The 26001-nt window shown below is 54.9% G+C and carries 25 protein-coding genes; 13 read left to right on the plus strand and 12 right to left on the minus strand.

The genetic code is table 11. The features are described 5' to 3' along the window. Positions 1 to 11 precede the first annotated feature (11 nt). From Q0775_RS18495 to Q0775_RS18510, 4 genes are all read right to left on the minus strand, one after another. A complete protein-coding gene (locus Q0775_RS18495; RefSeq protein ID WP_298864592.1) occupies positions 12 to 2219 on the minus strand; it encodes a PAS-domain containing protein in 2208 nt (735 codons plus the stop codon). Between the two features lie 5 nt (positions 2220 to 2224). Then, a complete protein-coding gene (locus tag Q0775_RS18500) occupies positions 2225 to 3403 on the minus strand; it encodes an FIST N-terminal domain-containing protein (RefSeq protein WP_298864595.1) in 1179 nt (392 codons plus the stop codon). A 95-nt stretch (positions 3404 to 3498) separates the two neighbouring features. Beyond that, positions 3499 to 4188 (minus strand): response regulator transcription factor, encoded by a 690-nt coding sequence (locus Q0775_RS18505; RefSeq protein ID WP_298864597.1) that lies wholly within the window; start codon positions 4186 to 4188, stop codon positions 3499 to 3501. A gap of 108 nt (positions 4189 to 4296) precedes the next feature. Further along, positions 4297 to 6072, minus strand: a complete 1776-nt coding sequence (locus Q0775_RS18510) for a PQQ-dependent methanol/ethanol family dehydrogenase (protein WP_298864603.1) — start codon at positions 6070 to 6072, stop codon at positions 4297 to 4299. A gap of 226 nt (positions 6073 to 6298) precedes the next feature. Between Q0775_RS18510 and Q0775_RS18515 the strand changes: the two genes are divergently transcribed. The 3 genes from Q0775_RS18515 to Q0775_RS18525 all read left to right on the plus strand — a co-directional run bounded on the left by Q0775_RS18515 (position 6299) and on the right by Q0775_RS18525 (position 8468). Further along, positions 6299 to 6820: a hypothetical protein gene (locus Q0775_RS18515; protein ID WP_298864605.1), complete on the plus strand. Its 522-nt coding sequence runs from the start codon at positions 6299 to 6301 to the stop codon at positions 6818 to 6820. Positions 6821 to 6902: 82 nt separating this feature from the next. Further along, on the plus strand, positions 6903 to 7829 hold the full coding sequence (locus Q0775_RS18520) for an ABC transporter substrate-binding protein (protein ID WP_298864608.1): 927 nt from the start codon (positions 6903 to 6905) through the stop codon (positions 7827 to 7829). Between the two features lie 48 nt (positions 7830 to 7877). Further along, the gene (locus tag Q0775_RS18525; RefSeq protein ID WP_298864611.1) at positions 7878 to 8468 is read left to right on the plus strand and encodes an ATP-binding cassette domain-containing protein; all 591 of its coding nucleotides are present in this window, start codon (positions 7878 to 7880) and stop codon (positions 8466 to 8468) included. Here the strand turns inward: Q0775_RS18525 and Q0775_RS18530 are convergent. Genes Q0775_RS18530 through Q0775_RS18550 form a run of 5 tightly spaced genes read right to left on the minus strand, consistent with a single transcriptional unit; the run spans position 8465 to position 12572 of the window. After that, complete coding sequence (locus tag Q0775_RS18530) at positions 8465 to 9256, minus strand: ABC transporter permease (RefSeq protein WP_298864614.1); 792 nt, start codon at positions 9254 to 9256, stop codon at positions 8465 to 8467. The genes Q0775_RS18525 and Q0775_RS18530 overlap by 4 nt on opposite strands. Beyond that, a complete protein-coding gene (locus Q0775_RS18535) occupies positions 9253 to 9969 on the minus strand; it encodes an ABC transporter ATP-binding protein (protein WP_298864617.1) in 717 nt (238 codons plus the stop codon). Before Q0775_RS18535 ends, Q0775_RS18530 begins: the two co-directional genes overlap by 4 nt. Beyond that, positions 9966 to 10415 carry a hypothetical protein gene (locus tag Q0775_RS18540; protein ID WP_298864620.1) on the minus strand — a complete coding sequence of 150 codons (450 nt, stop codon included), beginning with the start codon at positions 10413 to 10415 and terminating at the stop codon, positions 9966 to 9968. Before Q0775_RS18540 ends, Q0775_RS18535 begins: the two co-directional genes overlap by 4 nt. 22 nt (positions 10416 to 10437) lie before the next feature. Continuing rightward, positions 10438 to 11415 carry a YVTN family beta-propeller repeat protein gene (locus Q0775_RS18545; RefSeq protein ID WP_298864623.1) on the minus strand — a complete coding sequence of 326 codons (978 nt, stop codon included), beginning with the start codon at positions 11413 to 11415 and terminating at the stop codon, positions 10438 to 10440. After that, positions 11412 to 12572: an ABC transporter substrate-binding protein gene (locus tag Q0775_RS18550; protein WP_298864626.1), complete on the minus strand. Its 1161-nt coding sequence runs from the start codon at positions 12570 to 12572 to the stop codon at positions 11412 to 11414. Before Q0775_RS18550 ends, Q0775_RS18545 begins: the two co-directional genes overlap by 4 nt. 145 nt (positions 12573 to 12717) lie before the next feature. Between Q0775_RS18550 and pedF the strand changes: the two genes are divergently transcribed. The 6 genes from pedF to Q0775_RS18580 all read left to right on the plus strand — a co-directional run bounded on the left by pedF (position 12718) and on the right by Q0775_RS18580 (position 18649). Next, positions 12718 to 13416, plus strand: coding sequence for a cytochrome c-550 PedF (gene pedF / locus Q0775_RS18555; RefSeq protein ID WP_298864629.1), 699 nt, complete (start codon positions 12718 to 12720; stop codon positions 13414 to 13416). 44 nt (positions 13417 to 13460) lie between these two features. Continuing rightward, entirely contained in the window at positions 13461 to 14339 is an 879-nt protein-coding gene (locus Q0775_RS18560; RefSeq protein ID WP_298864631.1) for a transporter substrate-binding domain-containing protein, read from the plus strand. An 87-nt stretch (positions 14340 to 14426) separates the two neighbouring features. After that, a complete protein-coding gene (locus Q0775_RS18565) occupies positions 14427 to 14939 on the plus strand; it encodes a CoxG family protein (RefSeq protein ID WP_298864634.1) in 513 nt (170 codons plus the stop codon). A gap of 39 nt (positions 14940 to 14978) precedes the next feature. Further along, on the plus strand, positions 14979 to 15464 hold the full coding sequence (locus Q0775_RS18570) for a (2Fe-2S)-binding protein (protein WP_298864637.1): 486 nt from the start codon (positions 14979 to 14981) through the stop codon (positions 15462 to 15464). A gap of 22 nt (positions 15465 to 15486) precedes the next feature. Further along, positions 15487 to 17856 (plus strand): xanthine dehydrogenase family protein molybdopterin-binding subunit, encoded by a 2370-nt coding sequence (locus Q0775_RS18575; RefSeq protein ID WP_298864640.1) that lies wholly within the window; start codon positions 15487 to 15489, stop codon positions 17854 to 17856. 13 nt (positions 17857 to 17869) lie between these two features. Then, positions 17870 to 18649, plus strand: coding sequence for an FAD binding domain-containing protein (locus Q0775_RS18580; RefSeq protein ID WP_298864643.1), 780 nt, complete (start codon positions 17870 to 17872; stop codon positions 18647 to 18649). Between the two features lie 67 nt (positions 18650 to 18716). On the opposite strand, the gene Q0775_RS18585 is transcribed toward Q0775_RS18580, so the two are convergent. Then, positions 18717 to 19592, minus strand: coding sequence for an FAD:protein FMN transferase (locus Q0775_RS18585; RefSeq protein ID WP_298864646.1), 876 nt, complete (start codon positions 19590 to 19592; stop codon positions 18717 to 18719). Further along, positions 19589 to 21667, minus strand: a complete 2079-nt coding sequence (locus tag Q0775_RS18590) for a 4Fe-4S binding protein (protein WP_298864649.1) — start codon at positions 21665 to 21667, stop codon at positions 19589 to 19591. The genes Q0775_RS18585 and Q0775_RS18590 overlap by 4 nt, the downstream gene beginning before the upstream one ends. A gap of 122 nt (positions 21668 to 21789) precedes the next feature. Here Q0775_RS18590 and Q0775_RS18595 point away from each other — a divergent pair, with 122 nt between their 5' ends. Further along, positions 21790 to 22563 carry an ABC transporter permease gene (locus Q0775_RS18595; protein ID WP_298864652.1) on the plus strand — a complete coding sequence of 258 codons (774 nt, stop codon included), beginning with the start codon at positions 21790 to 21792 and terminating at the stop codon, positions 22561 to 22563. 1 nt (position 22564) lies between these two features. Here Q0775_RS18595 and Q0775_RS18600 read toward each other — a convergent pair whose 3' ends face one another. Beyond that, the gene (locus tag Q0775_RS18600; protein ID WP_298864655.1) at positions 22565 to 23251 is read right to left on the minus strand and encodes a vWA domain-containing protein; all 687 of its coding nucleotides are present in this window, start codon (positions 23249 to 23251) and stop codon (positions 22565 to 22567) included. 327 nt (positions 23252 to 23578) lie between these two features. Between Q0775_RS18600 and Q0775_RS18605 the strand changes: the two genes are divergently transcribed. The 3 genes from Q0775_RS18605 (at position 23579) to Q0775_RS18615 (ending at position 25532) form a co-directional block, all read left to right on the plus strand. After that, on the plus strand, positions 23579 to 24229 hold the full coding sequence (locus Q0775_RS18605) for a winged helix-turn-helix domain-containing protein (RefSeq protein WP_298864657.1): 651 nt from the start codon (positions 23579 to 23581) through the stop codon (positions 24227 to 24229). A gap of 98 nt (positions 24230 to 24327) precedes the next feature. Further along, on the plus strand, positions 24328 to 24894 hold the full coding sequence (locus Q0775_RS18610) for a sel1 repeat family protein (protein ID WP_298864660.1): 567 nt from the start codon (positions 24328 to 24330) through the stop codon (positions 24892 to 24894). Positions 24895 to 24971: 77 nt separating this feature from the next. Next, complete coding sequence (locus Q0775_RS18615) at positions 24972 to 25532, plus strand: sel1 repeat family protein (protein ID WP_298864663.1); 561 nt, start codon at positions 24972 to 24974, stop codon at positions 25530 to 25532. Positions 25533 to 26001 lie beyond the last annotated feature (469 nt).

Here is a 26001-nt window from a genome sequence, read left to right on the forward strand (position 1 = left end):
CGAGGGGTTGGCTAGTCGAATTTGTCTTGAAACAAGTCGACCAGCAAATCATGAAGGCGGTTTTTCTCAATCGGTTTTGCAAACAACTGGGTGCCCAAGTCTTTGCATGCCTCTCTTAGATTTCTGGTGCGTTCAGCGGAAATGATCGCGGCCGGCACAGGGCCAAAGCGGCGAAAGATCTCCGAGAGAAACTGCGTGCCAGTTTGGCCGGACCCCAACTGATAGTCGACCAGCAGGGCATCGGGTACCAGTTGAATTTCCCCTAGAATATTCAGAGCCTCTTCGGCCGTGTGCGCATGGATGACTGTGGTGCCAAAGCCTTCGATCATGGCGGTCATGGCTTGGGCCAGTTGGGAGTTGTCTTCGACCAGCATCAAAAGCCTACCTGACAATTGCGGGGGAGCGATTGTGATACCTGCGTCTTGTAAGGTAGCTTCTGGTCCGTTGGTATTCCGGATGGGTACATTCAAAGAGAAGCAACTGCCCAGACCCGGTTCGGACCAAAGGCTGAGCGGGTGCTCAAGCCCCTTGCAAGCCCGTTCCACAATGGCAAGGCCAAGGCCCAGACCGGTGTCTGAATTGTCAGGGGAGAGCCGTTCAAACTCTCGAAATATCGTTTGCTGATCTTGTTGTGCAATCCCGCGGCCAGTGTCCCAGACCTCAATCCGAGCAGCGTTTTTGGTGCGGCGAACTCCTACAAGCACCCGACCCTGATCGGTGTAACGGATGGCATTTGTCAGGAGGTTCTGCACGATCCTGCGCAGGTATCCCGGATCGCTTTCAACCGTCAGATCACAGCCGACGATCCGCATATCAATGCCCTTTTGCTGGGCCAGCGGCATTAGCTCATTGCGCAGAGGCGTGAATATATCAGCCAACCGCAAGGGCTGTATTTCGAACACAGCCTGATCCGCGTCCAGCTTCGAGATGTCCAAGAGGGCGGAGATGAATTGCTCAACGCTGTTCAGCGCCATCTCCGCCTTCTTGGTGACACTGCGCGCATCTATGGGATTGGCCTGCTCAGATATGGAGGTGACAAAGAGTTTTGCAGCCGAAAGCGGTTGCAGCAGATCATGGCTGGCGGCGGCGACAAAGCGGGTCTTGGATGCATTCGCGCGCTCAGCCTCGGCCAGTGCCAGACCTAATTCGCGGGTCCGATCATCAACCCGCTGTTCCAGCATTTCGTTTAATTCAAATAGAGTGCGGGCGGTGGCGCGTTCGGTGGTCACATCGGTAAAGCTAATCACAAACCCCTGGTCGGGCATTTCCTGAGCAAAAACGCTATAGGTCTGACCATTGTCGCGGCGCACTTCAAAGGTGATTGGCTTGCGCCGGATCGTGCGGTTGGTCCATTCCAGCAAATGATCGGCATCAAATCCGGCTTCAAATGTCAGCTCCCCTTTCAGCCGCTCCATCAGTACGGCAAAATCCATTCCCAGCGTTGTGGTTTGGGCCGTGTACGTAAAAAGCCCGTTCATCCGCGAATTCCAGCCTACCAGTGTCTGGCCGGAGTCAAAGATGCAAACGCCTTGATTGAGGTGGTCTAGTGTAGCCTGCAACATTTCGGCTTGCTGGTCACGCATCTTGGCGCGTTCCTGGCGTTCGCGGCGGATGATCGTGGTGACATCGGTTTGCAGAATAACGGTGCTGCCGCGCGAAGTGCGATGTTCGCTGATTTGCAACCAGCGATCCCATTCCAGACGTACGTTGAACACCACATGTTCGTCCCCGTGCCGCTCCATTCGGCTGGAAACCCAATCACTGGCTGATTGTCCTTCGGGCAGGGCAAGAACACGGCTTTGCGAAATCAACGTCACGTAGTCTTCAAAACTAAGACCTTGCGCCAAGTGTCCCGCAACATCTGTGAAGTCTCTGCAAAAACGGCTATTTGACAGGACTAGGCCTTCGATTGGCTCGAATAAGGCAAAGCCTTCGTTGATTGTCTCAATAGCCTCGGTCAGGTTAGAACGTGCCTTTTCGGTTTCATCATTCGCGATCTCAAGTCGGGTGTTGGATTCTTGCAAAAGATCCAGCGCGCGTTCCAGATCATGGGTACGTTCGCGCACCTCAGTTTCCAACAGGGCGGCGCGTTCGAATTGCTGGTAGGCGAGGCCGGATTGCTCGTTCTTTTGCTCGACCCGGCGCATCAAGGATTGAGCGATCAACAACAGCTTCTCATTTTGCCGCTCAATCGAGTCGGTGGGGTTGATCAAGGACACGCCGCTCACTCCTCGGAGGGGTAAATCGCAACGCCGCTCATCGTATGGTTGACATGCAGCGGGCCGATCTGTTCGCCGTAGGTCGAAAACCCGATCACGTTGTGATCAGATAGAATACCTGAGAGTTTAAGCGTCATTTGAGTTTGCTCAGCCTCAATCCGACGCAGGATGCAATCACAGCCCAGAATATGCGCGGGCCGCCCATTTTCCGATAGGTCTGCCATCTTTCTGCGCAGATGCGAAACCATGTTTTGGGGAGATGCCACCGTCAGCACCATGCCTTCGTCAATGGCGGAAAAGAAGACAAGCTCGCCGGCCTCATTAACCTGTTGGATAGCTCGCACATGATGGGTGCCACCGATGCGTACCACAACAGGGTGAGAGGCAAAGGTGAAACGGTTAAGCTGTTCGGGGTCTTTACCAACGATGCGGGCATATTCGCGCGCAGCAGGCTCTGCGTTGATAGATTTCACAATGCGCAGGTCCGGGTCCGCTTCGGTTACGACCATTTGATTTTCTGACGGGACAAGATGGTCGAGGCTGAATACTTCGGTTCGGTAGCGGCTGCGTATCATGGTCAAAACTGCGGCGGTTTCGGCAACTTTACCATTGAGAGACACCAGAGTGCGTTTGAACTCCGTGCCGTCCCCGGCCGATCCACCAAAGATCGGCATGTCCCGTAAAGCCGGAGAGATCGTGGCGCTTAACCCATCCTCAGCCAACGAAAGCCCGTCCACCATCAGAAAGGCAAAGTTATGCTTCATGTCGAGAAAACGCTCTTGAAGGCCAACACGCTCCAACGCGATGCGGTCGATCAGCGGTTGGGGCTTGAGAGTTCTGATTTCTTCGATCAGCAATGATGTTGTGGCAAACCCTGACGCCGGGAAGCCCACAGCGATGATTTGCCCTTCGTCATATCCCAATTCGCTGATCTCACCTGCCGTTGTACATGCAGCCACGTCTGTATCGGGATAGAGCCGTTCGGCCTCGGCCACCACGCTTTCAAAATCCGCACGCGGAGAGACAAACAGGGCAAGAAAGCTGAGCGCTTGCGTGCCAAATTCAAGTCTGATCTGCGCAACCGGCGACGTGTTTCCGCATGACACCTGACCAGTCAGCAGGACAGGCGGTGCTACAGCACCGGACATGACAGGCGATGGGCCAGTCTCAACTTCCAACGGCATTCTGATCTCTCTCCCTGTTCAGAGAGTATTGTGGGCTGATGTCAGTTGGCAAGGTGGTTGAGCCTGTCTTCTGATCCGGCGCGATCAGATATGTGTCAGCCAGAGTTGGCAAACCTGGCTTCCTGAGCGACCAACACAGCTTGGGTGCGGCTTTGCACGCCAAGCTTGCGCATGATTGCTGTGACATGGGCTTTCACGGTTGTCTCGGCGATGCTGAGGTCAAAAGCGATTTGTTTGTTCAGTTTGCCTTCACAGATCAACTCAAGAATCTTGGCCTGTTGGTTGGTCAAAGTTGACAGTCGGCTTACAGTCTCATCTCGGGGGGACACGGCGCTGCTTTCAACATAACCGCTGGGTTTGTAGATTTCCCCGCGTCCAATTTTTTCTATCGCTTCTTTGAACACGGCTCGTGAGCTGTGTTTAGGTACAAATCCGGCCGCACCCGCGACGATGGTGGCGCTGATGATTGAATTATCCGTCATGGAAGAAACGATCATAATTGACGCTCGCTCAGCCTGACGTTTCAGACGTATCAGTCCATCCAGGCTGGTTACATCCGGCAGTTTCAAATCAAGAATGATCAAAGACGGCTGTTCAACTCCGTCCAAAAGCGCCAAAGCGGTTTCAAGACTGGAAGCCGTTTTCACCACATCGAAATTGGCAACTGATTTCAAAGTCAGCTCAAGTGCGTCACAAAATAGGGGATGATCGTCGATAACCAAAGCCCAACCTTGACTGTTAGGTGAGGTGGGCGAATTGGGTTCAGGGTTATCATTTTGCATCATATTACAAGGCTACGCTGATACGTGCAGTGGGTCACCTGCCAAAAGGTCTTAGACAAAAGAAAAGGCGCACCCCCATTCGAGGATGCGCCAAGGATCATAGCTGTCCAATTAGTTTGACGCGAGCTGCTTGGGCAAACGGAACGTCCAAAGCAGCCCACCTTGGTTGAGGTAGTTCACCTTCTTGGCCACTTCGCCACCCCAAAGCGGCACAGCGCCACCCCAGCCGGAGATCACAGTGAGATACTGTTCGCCGTCCTGCTCCCATGTGATCGGCTGACCAATCACGCCGGAACCAGTCTGGAAAGACCACAGCTGTTCGCCGGTTTCATCATCAAAGGCAATGAATTCACCCTCAGGGGTACCGGTGAACACCAGACCGCCAGCAGTGGTCATGACACCACCCCAAAGTGGCGCGTTGTTCTTGAACTCCCACTTCAGTTCGCCCGTGTCAGGGTCGATGGCTTTCAAGCTTCCGATGTGATCGTCATAGTTCGGCTTGATCGTAAAGCCGGACCCGAGGTAGGCGGCGCCCTTCTTGTAGGAAATCGGCTCGTTCCAGATGTCCATGCCCCACTCATTAGACGGCACATAGAACAGGCCTGTCTTGGGGCTGTGCGCCATTGGCATCCAGTTTTTGCCACCAAGGAAACCCGGTGAGGAAAACACAACAGTCCCTTTCTTGCCATCAGCCGCGTCGGCTGGATTGCCCGGACGGTTCTCTTCGATAAAGATCGGGCGACCGGTATCGTCGATGCCGCTGGCCCATGAGATGTCTTTGACAAAGGGCACTGCAGAGACGAATTTGCCGTCTTCGCGGTTCAACACGTAGAAGAACCCGTTGCGATCCGCCGTGGCAAAGCGTTTGTTGCCAGAGCGGTCCGTATAGGCGACCACCTCGTTCACTCCGTCATAATCCCAGCCTTCACGGGGCGTGGTCTGGTAGTGCCATTTGATTTCGCCCGTCTTGGGGTCGATGCCGATGCGCGATGCGGCATAAAGGTTGTCGCCTTTGTTGCCCTCGCTTGGCTCACCAGCTGCACGCAGGTGGCTGTTCCATGGTGCAGGGTTGCCCGTGCCAAAAACCAGCGTGTCGGTGTCCGCGTCGTAGGAACCACCAAGCCATGTCGCACCGCCACCGGTCTTCCACATGTCACCCGGCCATGTTGCATTGAGCGTACCGGTCATCGTGCTTTCTTCGCCGTTCAGCATGCCCATGTGACCTTCAATCACCGGACGGTCCCAAACCAGATCACCCGTCTCGGCGCTGCGGGCCTGTACTGAGCCTACGATGCCAAATTCGCCGCCTGAGTTACCTGTAATGATGAGACCATCAACAATCAGCGGTGCCGCCGTATAGGAATAGCCAGCTTTGTAGTCAGCAATCTTTTTGTTCCAAACGACATCACCTGTCTTTTGGTTCAGCGCGACGATCCGCGCGTCCAAAGTACCGAAATAGATGTTATCGCCATAGATTGCGGCACCGCGGTTAACCACATCACAGCAAGGCAGGATGCCTTCGGGTAGGCGGGCGTCATACTGCCAGATCTCTTTGCCGGTCATGACGTCAATCGCATACATCCGGCTGTAGGATCCGGTAATGTACATCACGCCATCATGCACGATAGGCTGGGTTTCCTGTCCGCGCTGCTTTTCACCACCCAGGCTGAATGCCCATGCAGGTTGCAGGTTCTTGACGTTGTCCTTGTTGAGAAGGTCGAGCGGCGAGTGCCGCTGCAAGTGGCGGCCCATGCCATTGGTCAACACGTCACCGGTGGATGCCGCGTCATTGGCCAGCATGTCTTCCGTAACGCCAGCGGCTTGCGCCCCCGAAAATGCGGTGCTCGTCATGATGCCGATTGTTGCGGCAATAATAAATCTGTTCATTGGTTAGGTCTCCTCCCTATGCCCGATTGGTGGGCGTATCTCTGAGGGCCATGCGGTGTCGTTCTGAAGCTTGTGGCCCTGCGTACAGTATTCGTGCAAAGCGCCTTTGCGGGTATTGAACATTGGTCGTAAGCGGGCGGTACGGTGTATGACGTCAAAACCGCCACCATGGTCGCAGAGCAACGGAACGCAATATGCCGTAGTTTGGGTGGCGGGAGGAGCAAAAATGAAACGCTATTTATGGCTTGCGTTGGGGATCATCGCAAGCAGTGCCGTCGCTGAGACACGCGCGGTGTTCCTTGAAGATATGCAAGGCACGCGGATTGAAATCGCGACGCTGAACTTCGGTTCTGAGGGCAGCTATAGCATTGAGATAGCACAAGCCCCTTTTTCCGATCATTTCCTTTCTATGCGGCCGTTCAAATGTCTGGAAGGGCCGCAGAAAAACTGGTGCTACGTGCCCTATCCCTATGAAATAGAGCGAAATATTGCGGATGATTTGATCGATCTGGAGTATGATTTCCTATTCGTATGGAAGGAAGCCAGCGACTATGGCATCAACATGTGGAACGGGGTCTATTACAAGATTTCCGAGGTAGACGGGCAATTGACGGGGGTCTTGCACGAAATGGATATGGACACGTTATCCGCCCCACCACCAGCAGGCGAGCTACGCCCAGTGCAGGCCAAAGACCTGCACCAAAGTGACCCCGAAAGCCATTGGTTGCCACGGCTCGTTATTGAATAACAGGCGGTGCAGATTGTCGACAAAAAGAGGAATTCAAACTTTGATACGACGCTTACTTGTTAGCTTCCTTGCCGTGGTATCCATGGCAACAACGGTCCTGGCGGAGCCCAAAACGCTTATAGTTGCCGTATTGAAATTTGGCACGGTGAACTGGGAACTGGACACGATTGCGCACAACGGTTTGGACACGGCCAACGGTTTTGCCCTAGACGTGCAGGGCATGGCCGGGGGGCCCGCGGCCAAGGTGGCATTTCAGGGTGGGACGGCAGATGTCATTGTCTCTGACTGGCTTTGGGTTGCGCGCCAGCGTGCGGCGGGCAAGGATTATGTTTTCATCCCCTACTCCAAGGCTGTGGGGGGCGTACTGGTGGGTAAAGACAGCACGGCACAAAGCCTCGCAGACCTCAAAGGTGAAAAGATCGGCATTGCGGGCGGGCCGCTTGATAAAAGCTGGTTGATTTTGCAGGCCTACGCCGCACAAGCGCATGGTTTTGATTTAGCGGGCGAGACCGAGCAGGTCTTTGGCGCGCCGCCGCTGATCTTTAAGTCAGCCTTGTCCGGCAATGTTACTGCTGCAATCAATTTCTGGCATTTCATGGCCAAGATGGAAGCCTCTGGCATGCGCAAGCTGGTGGACATTTCCCAAGCAGCGGAGGCCTTGGGTCTGGACCCGGAGACGCCGTTGTTGGGCTATGTGGTGAAGGGTGAAATGTTGGCGCGCGATCCGGCACTGGTGCAGGGGCTTGCCGCAGCCTCGCGTGCCGCCAAAGCGTTGCTCGCACAAGACGATGCAGAATGGGACCGCTTGCGCCCCCGGATGAATGCCAAAAGTGATGCGCAATTCGAAGCGTTAAAGGACGGGTTTCGCGCGGGAATACCAGCGCCGGGTCCGATTGATGAAGCAGCTGCGGATCGCATGCTGCAGCTGATGGTAAAGCTGGGCGGTGAGAAACTACTGGGTTCGGCGACGTCATTGCCAAAGGGCACGTTTTTACAAGGTGAGGACTAGCGGCTGCACCTGAACGCGCAAACCAAAGACGCCGTGCTGGACCTGCATGTGAAACGCCTGACCTTGAGGGGGCGGCCCATATTGGGTGACATCAAGCTGACGCTTGGCCCCTCGGAAACGCTCGCCCTTGTGGGTCCATCTGGTGTTGGCAAAACCTCGCTCTTGCAGATCATTGCTGGGCTGCAAGGCGCTTATGAAGGCCACTGCCACGTTCGCGGCCGCATCGGAGCCGTGTTTCAGGAGCCAAGGCTTTTGCCGTGGCGCTCTGTACGAGATAACCTGTGTATCACCACAGGGATCACGCCAGCTCAGGCAATGCAGGCCTTGGCAGAAGTAGGGCTGGCCGAGCGCCATGCAGATTTTCCTGAACAATTGTCGCTTGGCCAACGACGTCGATTGTCCCTTGCCCGCGCTTTCTCGGTCAAACCGGATGTGTTGTTAATGGACGAACCTTTTGTCTCGCTTGATCCGGCCTTGGTCGAAGAAATGATGACGCTGTTTACAACATTGCGCACGGCGCATGACGTTTCTGCCATCCTTGTCACCCATGCCAAAGAAGAGGCGGAGCGGCTGGCCGATCGCATCGTTACCTTGGGCGGTGCACCCGCGCAGATTACCAGTGACGTCTCAAACATTTAACCCCGCTTGCCCGCGCCAGATCGTGCCGGATTGTACCCCCACAACGCCGCCAGCGTGAAGACGAGCGTTGCGAGGATCACCCAACCCAACGCGGAGCCATTGAAGCTAAGGTAGAGCGCAAAACGGATCAATTCGACCGCATGGGTAAAGGGGTTAACCGCGCAGATCGTGTACAGCAGCACTGAGCTTTCTGCCATTTTCCATAACGGATAAAGCGCTGACGACAAAAAGAACATCGGGAAGATCACAAAATTCATCACACCCGCAAAGTTCTCCAACTGCTTGATGAAGCTGGACAACAGCAAGCCCAAGGCCCCCAGCATGATGCCGGCCACGACCAATGCAGGCAGAGCTGTCAGATAGCCAAACAGAGGCATCGTGATGCCGAATGCCGCCGCAATCGCAAGGAACGTATAGACCTGCAGCACCGAAATTGCGGTGGAGCCGACCAGTTTGCAAAACAACAGCCACCAGCGGGGCAACGGGCTGGTTAGCAGCAATTTCATCGACCCCATTTCGCGATCATAGACCAGACTAAGTGAGGACTGCATGCCATTGAAAAGTAAGATCATGCCGCAAAGGCCGGGCACAATATAGGTCTCGTAAGTGATGTAGGTTTGATAGGGTGGGATGATGCTAAGGCCCAGTGCAGCGCGAAAGCCAGCGGCAAACACAAGTAACCAGACAAGCGGACGCACAAGCGCCGCGATGAAGCGTTCGCGCTGGTGGATGAACCTCAAAGCCTCGCGTTTCACAATCGCGAGCAGGGAGGTGAGATAGGGGCTCATGCGGACTGTGCCGTCAGGGCAAGGAACTTGTCTTGCAACGGGGCATCCCCGCAGATGTCCTGCGCTGTTCCTCGTTCAAGAATCCGGGCTTGATGGAGGATGATCAGATCATCGCTGGGGCGGATTTCATCTGTCAGGTGCGTAGCCCAAAGGATCGTTGTGCCCTCATCCGCCAAAGCGTGGACATGGCCTGTGATCGCATGGCGCGCGGCGGCGTCCAACCCCACTGTTGGCTCATCCAATAACAACACGGCAGGGTCATGGATCAAGGCGCGCGCAATCTCTGCCCGGCGACGGTGCCCACCGTTCAAGGCGCGGGCCTTTTCATAGGCACGTTCGCGCATCGAGAGCCTTTCGAGAGAGCTATCAATGCGCATCGCTGCGTCGCGTCCTGACAGCCCATGCAAAGCGGCAAAGTAACTTAGGTTCTGATGCACACTCAGATCTAGATCGAGTGTAGTTTGTTGGAACACGATGCCCAGTTTGGCAAGCGCTGCGCGCGGGGCATGGGCCAGATCGTAACCCGCAATTTCAATGGTGCCATCAGTAGCGCTCAATAGTCTTGTAAGCAAGCCGAACAGCGTCGATTTACCCGCTCCGTTTGGTCCCAAAAGCGCACAGAAATGTCCGGCCTCAACCTCAAAGCTAATTTTGTCCAAAGCGCGCTTTGGACCGTAAGAATAGCTGAGGTCTGAAACCTTCAAGCCGCTCATTCAATGGTAATTTCGATGCGCTGGGTTTCGCCCGTCGTACCGGGGATCTTCATGTAATAGCGTCCCGGTTTGATGGCGAGAAATCCGATCTCCATCTCGCCTGCCTCATCAAACTCTATGCTGTCCAGACCAAGTGGACGGATTTCCAACCCTTCGACCACAATCTCATCAATCCAGATGGCTCGGAAGAATTCGGGGCCGACAATGGCCAACTCCTGCGATCCGTCGCCGATGATCTCAAACTCGTAGTAAGTGCCTGATTTCAGAGCCCAAGACCCGGCCGAAATCGGCTCTCCTGCAGACAATGTGATCGGAGGCAGGTCTTCTTTGTTCTTGCCAGACAGGACACCTGCTGCGCCAAAAACCTTACTATCATCATCCGCGAGAGCGGGGGCACCAAAGGCGATTGCGGCAATTACTGTGGTAGCTTTTAGAAATGTTTTCATTGGCTGGCCTTATGATCAGAAGCTAGGGGGAAGGGCGAAATGCTGCACCCCAAGGGAACCGCCCGACCTTGATGGATTTCAGCGCCTTTCGCGAGGCGACGTCAATGACCGTGACATCCCCCGAAACGCCATTGGTGGTGAACAGCTGCGATTTGTCGGCGTTAAAGGCCATGTGCCATACGCGGCGCCCAACCAGAATATAGTCCTCAACCTCAAAAGTTTCAGCGTTCACAACTGCAATATGATTGGAAGGGCCAAGTGCTACAAAAGCGTGCGTGTCGCCATTGGTGAACTCAAATCCGACCGGTTGCACGCGGTCTTGGTGCACACCTTGCACTTCAAAGCTGATCTTAGCCTTTTCCGATTGGTTGGCAGTGTCAAAGATGGTCAATGTGCCGCCAATCTCGGAACTGACCCACATCTCTGCCCCGTCTTTGGCAAATTCGGCGTGGCGCGGGCGGCTGTCGACAAGGGTATTGGCAAACAGCTCTTGAGTTTCCGTATTAATCCAATGTGCCATATTGGTTGTCTCGGAAGTGGTAATGGCGATTTTGCCATCTGGGGAGACGGCCATGCCTTCGGGTTCAACACCCACATCAATCTGGGCGACCACCTTGCGGGTCTGTGTGTTGACGACCGTGGTGATCGCATCATCTTCGTTGGCGATATAAAGGTGTGTGTCATCGGGGTGTAGCACAAATTGTTCGGGATCTTCGCCCGACGGCAGGTCATGCAGGATCTTGCCGGTATTGGGGTCTATGACCTGCACCGCGTCACTGTCCGAGGCGCAGATGTAGACGCGGCTGAAGTCCTTGGAAAAGGTAATGCCGCGCGGCCGCTCTCCGGTTTCGTAGGTTTGAATGACCTCCAGCGTGTCGGTGTCGATGACGGAAACGGTATCGTCTTTTTCGTTGGTCACCCAAATTTCACCAGCCCCCGCGGCTGTGCTCAGCAGCATGCAGGCGATTGTTGATAGGGCACTCAGTTTCTTGAAGATCATTGGTAAGCCTCGCATTTGCTTTCAAGGCGGTCCCGCCCAAGACTGTCGAGCTCATTCGTTTGGTGCAGAAACCCTTCTAGCGGGGCCTGAGCGACCAACGCACGCGGATGGGCAATCGCGATCGGCTGGCGCAACTGGCCGTTCCATGCCCTATAGGTAAGTGGGCGGCCCTTGAAACCAGCAAGCTCAAACGCGTCAGACATGATATAGGCGCGCAGGGTCTCAGGATCGCTGGCATTGGTGCGGGTCACGGCCTCGCCAAGGGTGCGAAAAGCAGCCCAGGCGGCATAGTCCTGAGAGGTCATGTCGCGGGCGTGCAGTTCGCGAAACCGGCTTTGCAATTGCGCAGCACCCCATTGTTCAATCACGGGCGACCATGTCGTTGCCGTCAGCCCTTCTGAGCCGACAATCGGGCGCGCAGCCCAGGTATTATAAAGAACATAGCGGCCGAAATCATGCAGCTCATCGGCAAGGATCATCGCGTCGTAATCACCAAACCCTTGGGTAAAAAGTGGAATTTCCTGCGACGCAGTACGGCGCATGTCTGCACCCGCGTCCCATTGCTTTTCATCCGACAGTTTCAGGCCGAATTTTTTCAGCGACCCTCGCATCGCGTCAGCATAGGCCCTGTCCTCGGGAAAGCTGCCCGCGATCATCACAAGGTCCGTCCAGCGTTTTTGCACCAAGACCTGCGCCAAAGCATCTGTTCGCATCGCAAGCGATGGCAGGCTATGCAGCATATTGGCGCGGCACTCTGTGTCACGCAATGCAACGTCACCCGCAGAGATGTTGAACAGCAACGCACCTTCTGCTTCTGGCAGATCGGCGATGGCAAGCAATACCTCGGCAGGCGCATCGACGATCAGATAGGGCGAGGCCGCCAGCATGGTCTTGGCCGCCTCCAGCGGATCATCACCCAGTTCTGCAATTGCAGCTGCCAATTCATAGGTCTGGCCCAGAAATTTACCGGTGGTCTGATTGTCCCGCAGTCCCAGTTCTGCCCCTGCCAGCCCGTTTTTTTCAGGCAGAGGGTCCAGATTGGAAAGGGTTGGCGGCCGTTCCACTTCAACTTGCAGATACCCCGCCTGAAGCTGGACCTGCGCAAGTGCAGGCTGGCAGAAGAGGCAAATGGCCATCAACCAAATCAGGCGTTTCATGATCATCCGTCACGTTAACAAGCGCCAATATGCGCGTCGAATGAGACTTTGGTCGGAAACCATAGCGACCACAACCAAAGTCCAATATCCTTGATAGATGGAGCTGGATTAAAAGAGGCCAACAGCAGCCCCGAGGAGGACGCACATGGAACGTACATCAATCAAGGCCATTCTTGCCGGTGGGATCATTCTGGCATCCACAACTATGATCATAGCGCATGGAGACGTGGCACCACAGCCTGTTGATACCGCTGGTCTTCCTGAAACGGGTGAGGAGTGGCTGATCGAAAATCCTTATCGCGCTGACAAGGTCGGTGAGGAAGTATGGGCCAAAGCAATTGAGATCGGAGCGTCTGGCTACAACCAGAATTGTGCGCGCTGTCACGGGCTTGAGGTCGTCTCTGGCGGGTTGGCACCTGATCTGCGTTTCCTTGAGGCCGAAGAATACGGCGATGAATGGTATGCGGAACGTTACCGGACAGGGTATACTCAGAATGGCACAACAAAGATGCCCGCGTTCGAGGAATTGCTAGGACAGGATGCGGCTTGGGCCATTCGCACCTATATCGAAACCCGACCAGATGGCGACGCCATGGAAGAAGTGGCTGATGAATTGAAAGGCCTTCGGGATCAATTGGCGGGGTATGCCACAGATGCATCTGGCGCCGATCCCGATGCGCTCAAGGCGCGGCTAAGTGAAATTGCGGGCGGCATTGAAACCCTGTCCGGGGCTCCGGTTGCAGATTCGGTTGCTTTCCGCGCGGCCAAACTGGTGGATGGCACGCCCGCGGGCTATAAGTCCGCTGCTGAGACCCTGACCATCGGGTTATCCGCAACCCAATAGCGCCGAAAAATAGGATCAGAAAACTGACCAATATAAGAATTTTGTTGGCTTTTGCCTTGGGCCTGTCGTGGATCACGCAGGCTCAGGCGGCTGATCCTTGTGCCGATCACATCCCACAACCCAAACCGCAAAACGTCGGGCGCGACATTGTCGGCCAAGACATGGATTCCATTCAGGACCAGGGGCACATGTTGTTCGCGGTTTATGAAAACTATCCTCCTTATAGCTGGAAAGAGGCTGGCAAGCCGCGCGGAGTTGATGTTGAGATTGCCCAGATCATCGCGGAGGACTTGGGTGTAGAGGCGCGGTTTAACTTTGTCTCTGCAGGCGAAAACCTTGAGGCGGATTTGCGTAACAATATCTGGAAAGGGGCGTTAATTGGCGGCCGCATCGCTAATGTGATGATGCGGGTACCCTATGACAGCGGGTTCAAATGTCGGGTGGAACAGGTTGTCTTTACCGGCCAGTACAGTGCTGAATCCATCGCTATCGCCTATGACAAGGCCAGCTATCCAGAGGAAAAACCGGTCCCGGCCTATTTTCGTTTTGATGCAGTTGCAGTTGAAAACGATTCTATTTCGGACTTCTACCTGTCGTCGTTTGCTGGCGGGCAGTTGGCAGGCAAAATGCAACGCTACCCCGATATGACCCAAGCCATGGCCGCCTTGAATGCTGGAGAGACCAAGGCAGCAATGGGGCCACTTGGCCAATTGGAATACGGTCTGGATGACGGATCAGATGTCCATCAGCCGCCGCTTGCAGGCTTTGCTGTAAGCAATTGGACCTTAGGTGTCGCTGTGAATTTTAGCTACAGACCCTTGTCCTATGCGGTTGATGACGCAGTGAATTATGCACTGCAGGACGGGCGTATCGCTGCGATCTTCGAAAATTATGGGCTGAGCTTTCAGCCGCCCGAGCGTTGATCCTAGACTTTCGTCGTACACACTAAGTCCAATGGAACGCGGCCCATCCTCTGCTTAGGCTTGTTTAAAACAGGGGGAGTTAATTTAGTGAAATTGAGTGATAGCCGCACGATCAATGCAGACGCAACAACGGTTTGGGCAGGATTGCTTGACCCGGAGGTTCTTAAGGCCTGCGTGCCGGGCTGTACCGAAATGAGCGGCTCTGCCAGCGACGGTTTTGAAGCGACAGTTGTGCAGAAGGTCGGCCCCGTCAAAGCGACATTCAAAGGTGCCGTGCAGCTGAGCGAGATGAACGAGCCGACCAGCTTGACGATCTCGGGGGAAGGCAAAGGCGGCGCTGCGGGCTTTGCCAAAGGTGGCGCAGATGTGCGCCTTGAGCCGCAGGGTGATACCACGATTTTGCACTATGACGTCGAAGCCAAAGTGGGCGGCAAGTTAGCGCAACTTGGCAGCCGGATCATTGATGGCTTTGCCAAGAAAATGGCCGATCAGTTTTTCGAAAACTTCTCGAATGCTGTTGGCGAAGCTGATCCTGAATCGGCTGAAGGCATCGAAGAAACAACCAAGAAAAAGGGCTGGTTCAAGAAGCTGGTGAGCTAGGAACCACGCCCCAAAGGACGATCCAAAGGGAGGATTATGATGACGAAAGTGACAATGACCATCAACGGTAAATCCGTTGCGGGTGATGTGGGGGGCAACACGCTGTTGTCCTCTTTTCTACGTGATGACCTGCGGCTGACTGGCACACACATCGGCTGTGATACCAGCCAATGCGGTGCCTGTGTGGTGCATGTGAACGGGCGCCCGGTGAAATCCTGCACGATGTTCGCAGCTGAGGCTGAGGGGGCCGAGGTTTCCACCATCGAAGGGCAGGCCAACGCGGACGGCTCGCTTAACGTGATCCAGCAAGCGTTTCAGGATCATCATGGCCTTCAGTGCGGTTTCTGCACGCCGGGCATGGTGATGACTGCGGCCGCCTTGTTGAAAGAAAATCCCAAGCCGACTGTGACGGAGGTCCGTGAGCACCTCGAAGGCAACATCTGCCGTTGCACAGGCTATCACAACATCGTCAAAGCGATCATGGCCGCGTCTGGACAAGATGTTTCCGCCATCGCAGCCGAATAACAAAAATTAAGGGAGGATAACCATGCCCAAAGATGATGGAATTGGCGCCGCAACAGTGCGCCGCGAAGACGTTCGGTTCTTAACAGGTGTTGGCCAGTACACCGACGATATCAAGGCCTACGGCGAGACGGTGGCAGTTTTTGCCCGCTCTACCGTGGCCAATGGTGTGATCAAAAGCATCGACACGACTACTGCCGCTGGCATGCCCGGCGTTTTGGCGATTTTCACTGGTGAGGATTTTGCAGAAGTAGGCGGTAACCCCGCAGGTTGGCTGATTAACTCACGTGATGGCACACCGATGCACGAGCCAAAGCGCCCCGTTTTGGCGCATGGTAAAGTACGCCATGTGGGCGACGCCTATGCCGCTGTGATCGCGGAAACGCTGGAGCAGGCCAAAAACGCGGTTGAAGCGATCGAGGCCGACATCGAAGAACTCGACGCGATTGTGAATATGAAGGACGCGCTTGCGGGTTCTAACTATGTGCATGACGAGATTGGCACCAACCAGTGTTTTGACTGGGGTTGGATCGAAGACAACCGCGATGCCACAGACGCTGCCATCAAAGGCGCACATCATGTCACCACTTTGGAGTTGGTCAACAATCGTCTCGTGCCCAATGCAATGGAACCGCGCAGCTCTCGGGCAGAATATAAGGCAGCGGGCGATGAATATGTGTTGCACACAACGTCGCAAAACCCGCACCTGACGCGCCTGTTGATCTCTGCCTTTGTGCTGGGCATTCCAGAGAACAAGCTGACGGTGATTGCACCTGACGTGGGCGGCGGCTTTGGCTCAAAAATTTATCACTACGGTGAAGAGGCTTTGGTGCTGGCTGCGGCGAAAAAGCTGGGCCGCCCCGTGACATGGACCGCAGACCGGACAGAGGCGTTTTTGACCGATGCCCATGGCCGCGACCACGTGACCAAAATCGAACTGGCGATGGACGCAGAGGGTAACTTCCTCGCCTTCCGCACCGAAACCTTGGCTAATGTCGGCGCGTATCTGTCGAACTTCTCGACCGCCACGCCAACCTTCTTGCATGGCACCTTGATGGCCGGAAACTACACCGTGCCGAATGTCTATGTGAACGTGAAAGCCGTATTCACCAATACGGCCCCCGTGGACGCCTATCGCGGCGCGGGTCGCCCTGAGGCGACCTATTCGTTGGAACGGGTCATCGACAAAGCTGCGCGTGAGATTGGACGCGATCCGATTGAATTGCGCCGTCAGAACTTCATCAAGCCCGATCAATACCCCTTCGCATCAGCAGCGGGTCTTGAGTACGACAGCGGCAACTACGATGCGCTGATGGACAAGATGGAGGAGGTCGCCGATATGGCAGGCTTCGCCGCACGTCGCAAAGCATCAGAGGCCAAAGGCCTGCTGCGCGGCTTTGGTGTGAATGCCTACATCGAGGCTTGCGGCATCGCGCCGTCCAACCTTGTTGGTGTGCTTGGCTCTCGTGTGGGTTTGTATGATGCGGCCACTGTGCGGGTAAACGCCACGGGCAATTTGTCTGTTATGGTGGGCGCGCACAGTCACGGGCAGGGTCATGAAACGGCCTTCCCTCAAGTGGTGGCAGAGATGCTTGGCATTGACGCTTCAACAATCGACATTGTGCATGGCGATACGTCCAAAATTCCGTTTGGCATGGGTACCTATGGCTCCCGCTCGCTTGCGGTTTGCGGCTCTGCCGTCGTGCGTGCCACAGAAAAGGTGATCAACAAGGCCAAGAAGATCGCCGCCCATATGCTGGAAGTCTCTGATGGGGACATTGAGCTGAAAGACGGACAATTTTCTGTCGCGGGCACGGATAAATCCGTGTCCTTTGGCGAAGTGGCGCTCAAGGCCTACATCCCGCATGAGTTCCCATTGGAAGACATCGAACCGGGTTTGGAAGAGACCGCGTTTTATGATCCGGCGAACTTTACCTATCCATCAGGTGCCTATTGTTGCGAGGTCGAATTGGATCCGGAAACCGGCAAAGTCAGTGTGGAGCGGATGACGGCGGTGGATGATTTCGGCAATGTGATCAACCCGATGATTGTGACCGGACAGGTGCATGGTGGCTTGGGCCAAGGTATTGGTCAGGCGCTGTTGGAAAACACCACCTACGATGAAAATGGCCAACTGCTCAGCGCCTCTTACATGGATTACACCATGCCGCGTGCGGATGACCTGCCGTTCTATACGGTAGATCACTCTCAGGGTAACCCTTGTACGCACAACCCCTTGGGCGTCAAAGGCTGCGGCGAGGCGGGGGCGATTGGCTCCCCTCCGACAGTGGTCAATGCTGTGATCGACGCCATGCAATCGGGGGGCAAAAACGTCACCCACATCGACATGCCCGTGACCCCACATCGTGTGTGGTCGGCCATGCAGAACGCTTGAAAGGAAAAAACACATGTATGCATTTGACATAGAGCGCCCTGCAACAATCGGTGAGGCGGTATCAGCGCTTACCGGCGAAGCCATGGTGCTAAGCGGCGGCCAGACCCTGATCCCGACGTTGAAATCGCGGTTGGCAGATCCAGGCAAACTGGTTTCGCTGAGCGGGATTGGCGAGATGAAGGGGATCGGCCTTTCGGGCCGTGATCTGCAAATCGGAGGTGGAACGGTCCACGCGGATGTGGCGGCTGATGGCAGCTATAAAGCGCTGTCTGAACTGGCCTCAAATATCGGTGATCCGGCGGTGCGCAGCCGTGGGACAATCGGTGGATCGATTGCCAATAATGATCCGGCAGCGTGCTATCCGGCGGCGGCCTTGGCCTCTGGCGCAATTATCGTGACCAACACGCGCGAAATTGCTGCGGATGACTACTTTCAGGGCATGTTTGAGACGGCACTGAACGAAGGCGAGATCGTGACCGCGGTTAAATTCCCGATCCCGGATGCAGCGAACTATCAAAAGTTTGTCCAACCCGCCTCGCGGTTTGCATTGGTTGGTGTTTTTGTCGCCAAATACGCAGATGGCGTGCGGGTGGCGGTCACTGGCGCGTCCAACGAAGGTGTGCATCGCTGGACGGCCGCAGAGGAAGCTTTGACAGCGAATTTCTCGGTATCCGCGCTGGAGGGTCTGAGTGTCTCGGCAGACAACCTGATCTCTGATTTGCACGGCTCGCCCGAGTATCGTGCGCATCTGATCAAAGTGATGACAGGACGGGCAGTGACCGCGGCCTCCTGAGCGGAGCACGACCACCTGTAAAGAAGGTCCCGCCAGAGTGGTGGGGCCTTTTTGCGTTTGTGGACCGTCAAAGCGTGATGAGGTTGCCGTCAAAATCCACCAAGGTGACGCGGGTTACGTCGGCTTGGTCTTTGATCGCTTCAATTTGATCGCGGCGGGCAAGCACCATTGCGGTGGACAGGCTATCTGCGAGTGTCGCGTTGGGTGCCTCAACCGACACTGTCGACCAGCGCGCCCGCTCCGTTCCATGAATGATGTGGCCATCTGCGCCCATTGGCGTTGCATGTGGACTAGAGGTAGCAATCGCGCCTGTGGTCAGGGTACGAAACCCGAGAACCCCGTGTGCTGGATCTTGAAGTGCCAGGTTCCAAGGCCCACCGGTACCGCGATGTTCACCGATATTGACCAAAACGTCCCCAAGGCCGTGGGCGTGCAATACTTCGGTCACTTTGTCCGTGGCATAACCCTGCGCGATACCGTTGAAGGTTAGCGCTTGCATTTTGTCCAACGTAATCTGAGTGGTATTAAACCGAACGCGATCCCAGCCGATTGTGTCGAAATATTCCGTTGGCTTGTACCCTTTTGCCAGCATTTGCCAAAGCCGCTGAACCGTTGGATCGAACAACCCGTCAGTCACTTTGTAAGCGTGATCCGACGCCTCCATTAACTCAACAAAGCGCAGGTCAGGCGCGGATAAAGCACCGTTCAGGTTCAGTTGTGACACGGCGGAGCTATCGTCATACAGACTAAAAAGCGCTTCGATGTCTCGAATGGCCTGACGGGCCTCTGTTAGCGCTGCGTTAGCACTATCGCGCTCACTCCTGATGGTGATGGACACATCCGCTCCAAACGCGCGGCCTTGCCAGGTGTTCGCTTGAGCGCCAACAGGGGCCAACGCAAAACCGGCAGATATCGTCAGGAAACGGCGACGTGTCAGTGTCATTCGGCAGCCATCCTTACTTTACGCCCTTTGGCCGCAAGGATCAGCGGCACGCATTGTTTTTCATCGTCATGAATAGTGACGCAGTCCAGGCATTGGAAGCATTCGGAATACTGGATCTCACCCGTCTTCTTGATCGCGCCATAGCTGCATTTCACCTTGCAAAGCTGGCAGGGCGATCCGCATTCAGCGCGCCGTTCAATCCATTTGCGGCCGCGCAGCAACCCGCCAATCGCCATCACCGCGCCCAGTGGGCAGACGTAGCGGCAAAAACCTTTGAAAAGCACCATAGAGGACAAGAGCAACCCGACTGCATAAGCGACATAATACCATTCACGGATGAAGAAGGTCGTGATGGCGGTTTTGAAGGGCTCAATCTCTATCGCTTTGTCCAGCCGCCCAGGGGCGGTGAGCAACAAGAGCACCATGGCTGCTAGCACGATGTATTTCAGCCATTTCAGACGGTCATCCCAAGCCGCAGATGGCTCAATCTGTGGAAGGCGCAGGGCGCGGCCAATGTGATGGGCAAACTCTTGCAGCGCGCCAAACGGGCAAAGCCAACCGCAAAACAGACCGCGTCCCCAAAGGACAAAACCAAGGATGGTGACGCCCCAAATCGCCATGGAAAACGGATCGTATAGGAGAAAGGTGTATGAGCCGCCTTCCAACGCAGTGCGTGCCACGGCAAGCGGGGTAGCAATGGACAATTGCCCCTGACCCCACCAGCCGATGAACCCAGTGACAAAGGCCAGAATAGTCAACCGGATTGGCGTAAAGTAGCGATGCCCGGCAAGGCGGTTCAGCCCAAAGCCCAACAGCGCAATCAACCCAACCAGAAAGACGCCCAGCAAGATCAGATCAGCCTGCCGATTGCGCAAGGCGTCAACCCATGGCGGTGTTGGCTTGACAGGTTCGACACGCGAATAGAAACGCTCGGGCGTGACATGGGTCATCTCCAGAATGGTCGACCCGATTTCAGGCTGGAAAGATCCATGCGCACGCAAGGCTTTGATCCGCAAAATCCATTCGGCCGCAGGATCAAAGCCAAGCCGCCGGTCGGTACGCAGGATCAGCGCCATGCCATCATGGACCTCTTGCGGCAGCGCGTCGTTCAGCTCAACGAACAAATCAGAGTCCCGGAACGCAATAGGGAAACCACCCTGTTCCGCGCTGATCAGGTCTGGCGAGGTATTGCGCACAAAGTCCTCTGTTACCAATCCGTGTCGGGCTGTTTCAACCAGCAGCACCGGTTCATCGGTGGTGGAGATGGTCATGAATTCTTGCAGCTCTGCAAAGCCATCAGGGCTCAGCACGGCCTTGGCCACCGAAGGCGCACCCAGATCAACCACCCAAAGATCAAGATAGTTTTCGTCAGGGTTCTGAGTGGCCCCGGGGTCGTCGTCTTCCCAAAGTGTACCTGCAAAGGCGGCATCGATTTCGGCATTTGTGACGGTTTTGCGCGTGACGATGCCTTGGGTAACCAGATCGTCCCACGTTAGGTCTTCACTGTATTCCAGATTGGGAAATGCGGGCGGACCTGTCGATATTCCATTCATCTTCTCGCGCGCAACCTTAAGCGTGGCGGCCAGAATACTCTCATGGGCGATGCGTACGGAGGCGGTCCCTTTGGTCACACCGTCAAGATACACCAACGAAGACCCTTCGGAGCCGTTGCCATAAGGAGAGCCGACAACCAGCGTGTCTGATATCGAATGGCCGCGGTATTGCTTGAAGAAGTCGAAAAACAGCTTTTCCGGTAGGCCAGAGACAAAAATCGGCTCATTATGCGAAATCAATTGCACGTCCAGAAACTGCCCCTCAAGGTCCAGTACAACCAGCATGTTGATTGCAGCCCCGGAAAAGCCGGGCAGGGGGGCCATCGGCTCTGTTTCAAACACATAGCCTGCTTCGGCCCCGCCAGAGTTGAGCAATTGCCACACGCCTTGGTCATTCAACTGCTCACCCAGCGACATCGGCGGCGCGACGTATGGAGCTAGCACGTCGCGCGATAACGGTTCAGCGCGCAGCATAACTGCCGCGCTGAGCCACATCATCAAACTTACCGCAATCGCGCGCATCAAGAGGCCTGCCACCATACTAAAGAGCGTAATAGCTGATCATGAGAGACAGTATTCGACCAAGGTATGACACGTTTTGATTCCGCTTTGGTTTGATTGATGTTTCGTGACACTCTGCTAGTATGGCCCAATCTGCTTTCCCCAATCAGGCACCCGTTATCTTGACCTCGCTTGCGGGTCTCATCGTAGTTTGGGCATTTGCCGCTTGGATGGGGGCCGATCCAACTGTTTTGCCGGGACCGTTTGAAGTCTGGCAGCTGATCTTGTCAGAAAGCGCTTCGGGCGAATTGCCACGCCACCTGCTGGCCACGTTCCGCCGGGTCGTTTTGGCCTTCACGCTGGCTATGGGTTGCGGTCTGGTTATCGGCATTGCCTTTGGGCTAAGCGCCCGGTTGAACCATTGGTTTGGCCCATGGCTGGTGGTGTTGCTGAATGTTCCGGCATTAGTGGTGATTGTGCTGTGCTATCTGTGGATCGGGCTGAATGAAGTCGCGGCAATCACTGCCGTTGCGTTGAACAAAACCGCAATGGTGGCAGTGACGATCCGCGAAGGGGTGCACGCGATGGACCCGAAACTGTCTGAGATGGCGCAATCCTTTCGAATGGGAAAACGGACCAGACTGCGCCATGTGATCCTGCCGCAACTTTGGCCTTACGTTGCCTCAAGCACCCGAAATGGCCTTGCGATTATCTGGAAAATCGTCCTGGTGGTGGAATTTCTGGGCCGCAGCGACGGGGTCGGCTTTCAGATCCATCTGTATTTTCAACTGTTCGAGACAGCTTACGTGCTTGCCTATGCGCTTAGCTTTGTTGGTCTGATGCTGGTGTTGGAATACGGGGTGATCGGCGTTATCGAGCGCCGTGCCGTGCGGTGGCGGCGCGCGGTTCCGGCCTAAATCAAAACAGGATGTTACAGCCAAGTGACGTCCGCATGGCCGCAATCAACTGATCCAGAGTTTCCGCGCTGGCATAGGTGCCCCCGGTGCGATCAGCAAGGCAGCGCGAGGTGCTTTCAGCCACATTGTAATCATTGTCGCTCTGTCGGTCCCACGAAAAGAAAGTCCCCCGCACCTTGAAACCGATCACATGTACGGTAGTCTCTGCTCCTTCAGCCGCAAGCTCGGCTGCCAAGGCACAGGGCATCCCACCGCAAGTTTCTTTGCCGTCCGTCACCAGCAGGATCGTGGCGGGCCGGGTTTTGTACTGCAAAGTCTGCGCCGCCATCCGAACGGCTTCTGTCAGTGGCGTGCTGCCACTGGGTTCCAGCGCATCCACCGCATCAATGATGGGCTTTGCGGCATTCACCGAAGGCGCAAACCGGATATCAAGGCCGGAACATTCATCCGTGCCATTTGGCCCATAAATCACCAACCCCAACCGCCTGACCTGTGCGATATTCGGGATGGTCTCTGCCATGGCACGACGGGCTTCAAATATCCGCGGCTCATTAATGTCGTTAAATCCCATTTCGGCCATAGAACCGGAGCCGTCGAAAACAATCATCGCATCTGATGAACAATCTTCAGACGCAAACACCGGATAGGTGCTGATCAATGTCGCCAAAAATGGTGTCAAAATCCGCATGTGATGAAGGTGCCATGCTGCAAAAATTCTGTCGACTCCTATTGTGGTCAATCTGTCGGATACCACGCTTAATCGCGACCTAATAGTGAGCAGATAAGCGCGACCAAAGCCCAATTTGGGAAGGGTTGCTTCCTCGTGTAATATTGGCGAATGACCCGATTTGCGGTGATACTTTGCCTGATCTGTACGGCATGCGCCTTCGTGCTTGTGCTGCGCCCAAACGCGTGGGACCACGCAAACACAAAAGCGCAGACTGACGCTGAGCTTTTTGCAGGTTTGATTGCCCAACCTGATCGAATTGGGTGGCGTCTGACCGAAGATTTGACATTGAAACGTGCAATGCTTTGGGACGCTGTTTCAACGCTTCGGTATCCCGTGCCGGATGGGTTCACTCCAGTGCTCTATGAATTTTCCGAAGATGAAACCCGCACGTTGACCAAGCGACAGTCTGAAAATACCGGACAATTCTGGGAACAATTCGACACGGCAGGAGAACAACTTTTGTATTGCAGCGCGACCCCGTCGGCCTGCCTGATTTACGACCGCTCGGCCTTGGCAAAGTCTCTCGGACTGCGTGGCAATGCCCTTAGGCGTGCAGGCCATGACCACCTTTGGTCTGCATTGTTGCTCGGTCTGGCAGCATTTCTTGGCAGTGCAGCCTATTGGCTTTTCCATAGAGAACGACAAACGTCACAACAGTTCGTTCTTTTGCCAGAACGGCACACTGCAATGCGAGGCGGGTTAGAGGTGCTGTTGAATGCGCGCGACCTTAAGATTTTGTTATTGCTGGAAGAACGCAATGGTGCAGTTGTGACCAAGGACGACCTTTACGATGCAGGCTGGGGCCGTGATTTCATGCCCAATTCACGTGCTCTAGATCAGCATATGATCAACTTACGCCGAAAGCTCGACCCAGACAAAACCCGACCGAATCTAATAGAAACCGTTCATGGGGTTGGTTACCGTTTGCTCAGATAGATTATTTGCTTCTTTTTTGCATTTGATTTGCAAAATTCTCACACATTCAGCCCCCTAATATGATGGCATTGAAGTATCTGAACAAACGGAGATTGGGTATGAGACAAACCTTTGCAATGGCCGCGATTATCGTTGGACTGGCTGCGCATTCTGCCAGCGCCGATGAACGCGAAAGCCATGTTTCGAATGCATTCGGCACCAAAAACCCAGAAGAACTGTCATTGCGTGGTGCTCTCGACCGATTGCAACATGGTGAATGGCACCCAATGACAAGCGCCATTGGATATGGCGCGGCCAAAGCAGGCATGCACGAGGTTGCCCGCGAGATTTTCACAGACAGTGCAAGGCGCGGGAATGTGCAGGGGATGACCTGGCTTTCCTGGATGGAAGACAACGGGCTTGCAGGTCCGGAAAACCCAAAGGCAGCAGCCTATTGGGATCGGCGTGCGATGGAGCTTGGTTCGGAGGTTGGCGCGTTTAATTTTGGACTAGATGTTCTGCGGGGACGCGGGGTGTCTCATGACCGTGCCTTGGGGCAGGCAATCATCAAGGAGGCCGCAAGAATGGGCAGTCCCGACGCCCAGCATCTTGTGGATCAAGATTTCGACTTGGATTCAGCGACCCCAGATGCCGACGAATGGAAATACAAAAAGAACCTGTTCTAAATACATGTGGAAGATTTCTGGCGGCAGCTATCTAAGCCCTGCCACAGTCAGCACAAGAACAGCTCAGAGGAAACAGAATGACCTTATCAAAAGCCCTGCTCGCAACCTGTATGCTGACTTGGACAGGCGTATGTCTGGCCGACCCACCCGAAAAGATCGAAAACGAATTTGGCATCCTCAATCCCGAAGACACCGGAATTGCAATGTTGAAACGCAAGATCGAGATGGGCGTTATCGACTCTGTCACATGCTCTTTGGGGATCAATGCCACCAAGAACAGTGACTATGCGCTGTCGCGAAAGTTGGCTAAGCGATGTGCCGAAGCTGGATACACAAAGGCGATGACATGGATGAGCCAGCTTGAAAACAATGGCATGGGTGGCGACTACAACCCTGACGCTTCAGCTGAATGGGATCGGCGCGCCGCTCAGGCTGGCGATCCAGTTGGACAATTCAACCACGGTCTAAATCTAATGCGCGGTCATGGCACCGCACAAGATGAAGCCCTCGGACGCCGCTACATAGATAATGCTGCAAACGACGGCCTTGCGATTGCCAAACGCCTTCAAGCGGCTGACTATGATCTGGATGAGGTAACGCCTGACGCAGACAATTGGAAGTACGGCAACATGTTCTGAGGCGCATGTGTTGCGGTTCGAGTGGACAGACCCTCAGTTAGAGTATTGAGATTTCCCAAGATTTGTGGATTCTTTGCTTCGTGATTTTGGAAGCAATGAGAGACAGATAGGAGCAAGGGAATACGCTTCATCGACGAGTTATAGCAGGACGCTGCAACGAAGGTAGTTTTTTCAATATTTAACATAATGACTATTATGCGAATTTGACCATTTGGTAAAATATCATAGAGCCGAGCGTCCCACTTCGAGGCATAACTAACAACTTGATCTGTTTCAGACACCGTTATCAATCGCGCGATTGCGCTGAAGCAGTCGTTCGCGCAGATAGCGGCGAATGGCGCCAATGAGCCCAATTCACCATTTTTTTGCGCTGTAGCAAAAGTCCGGTTTGAGGAAAGGCGATAAGTTAGCTCATGAAGTTCCGGCTCCACGGAGATCTTCGTCGGCCAGCTCGACGCTGCGCTGCAAC

The sequence above is a fragment of the uncultured Sulfitobacter sp. genome (assembly GCF_947499945.1).
In the GTDB taxonomy this organism is placed as follows: domain Bacteria; phylum Pseudomonadota; class Alphaproteobacteria; order Rhodobacterales; family Rhodobacteraceae; genus Sulfitobacter.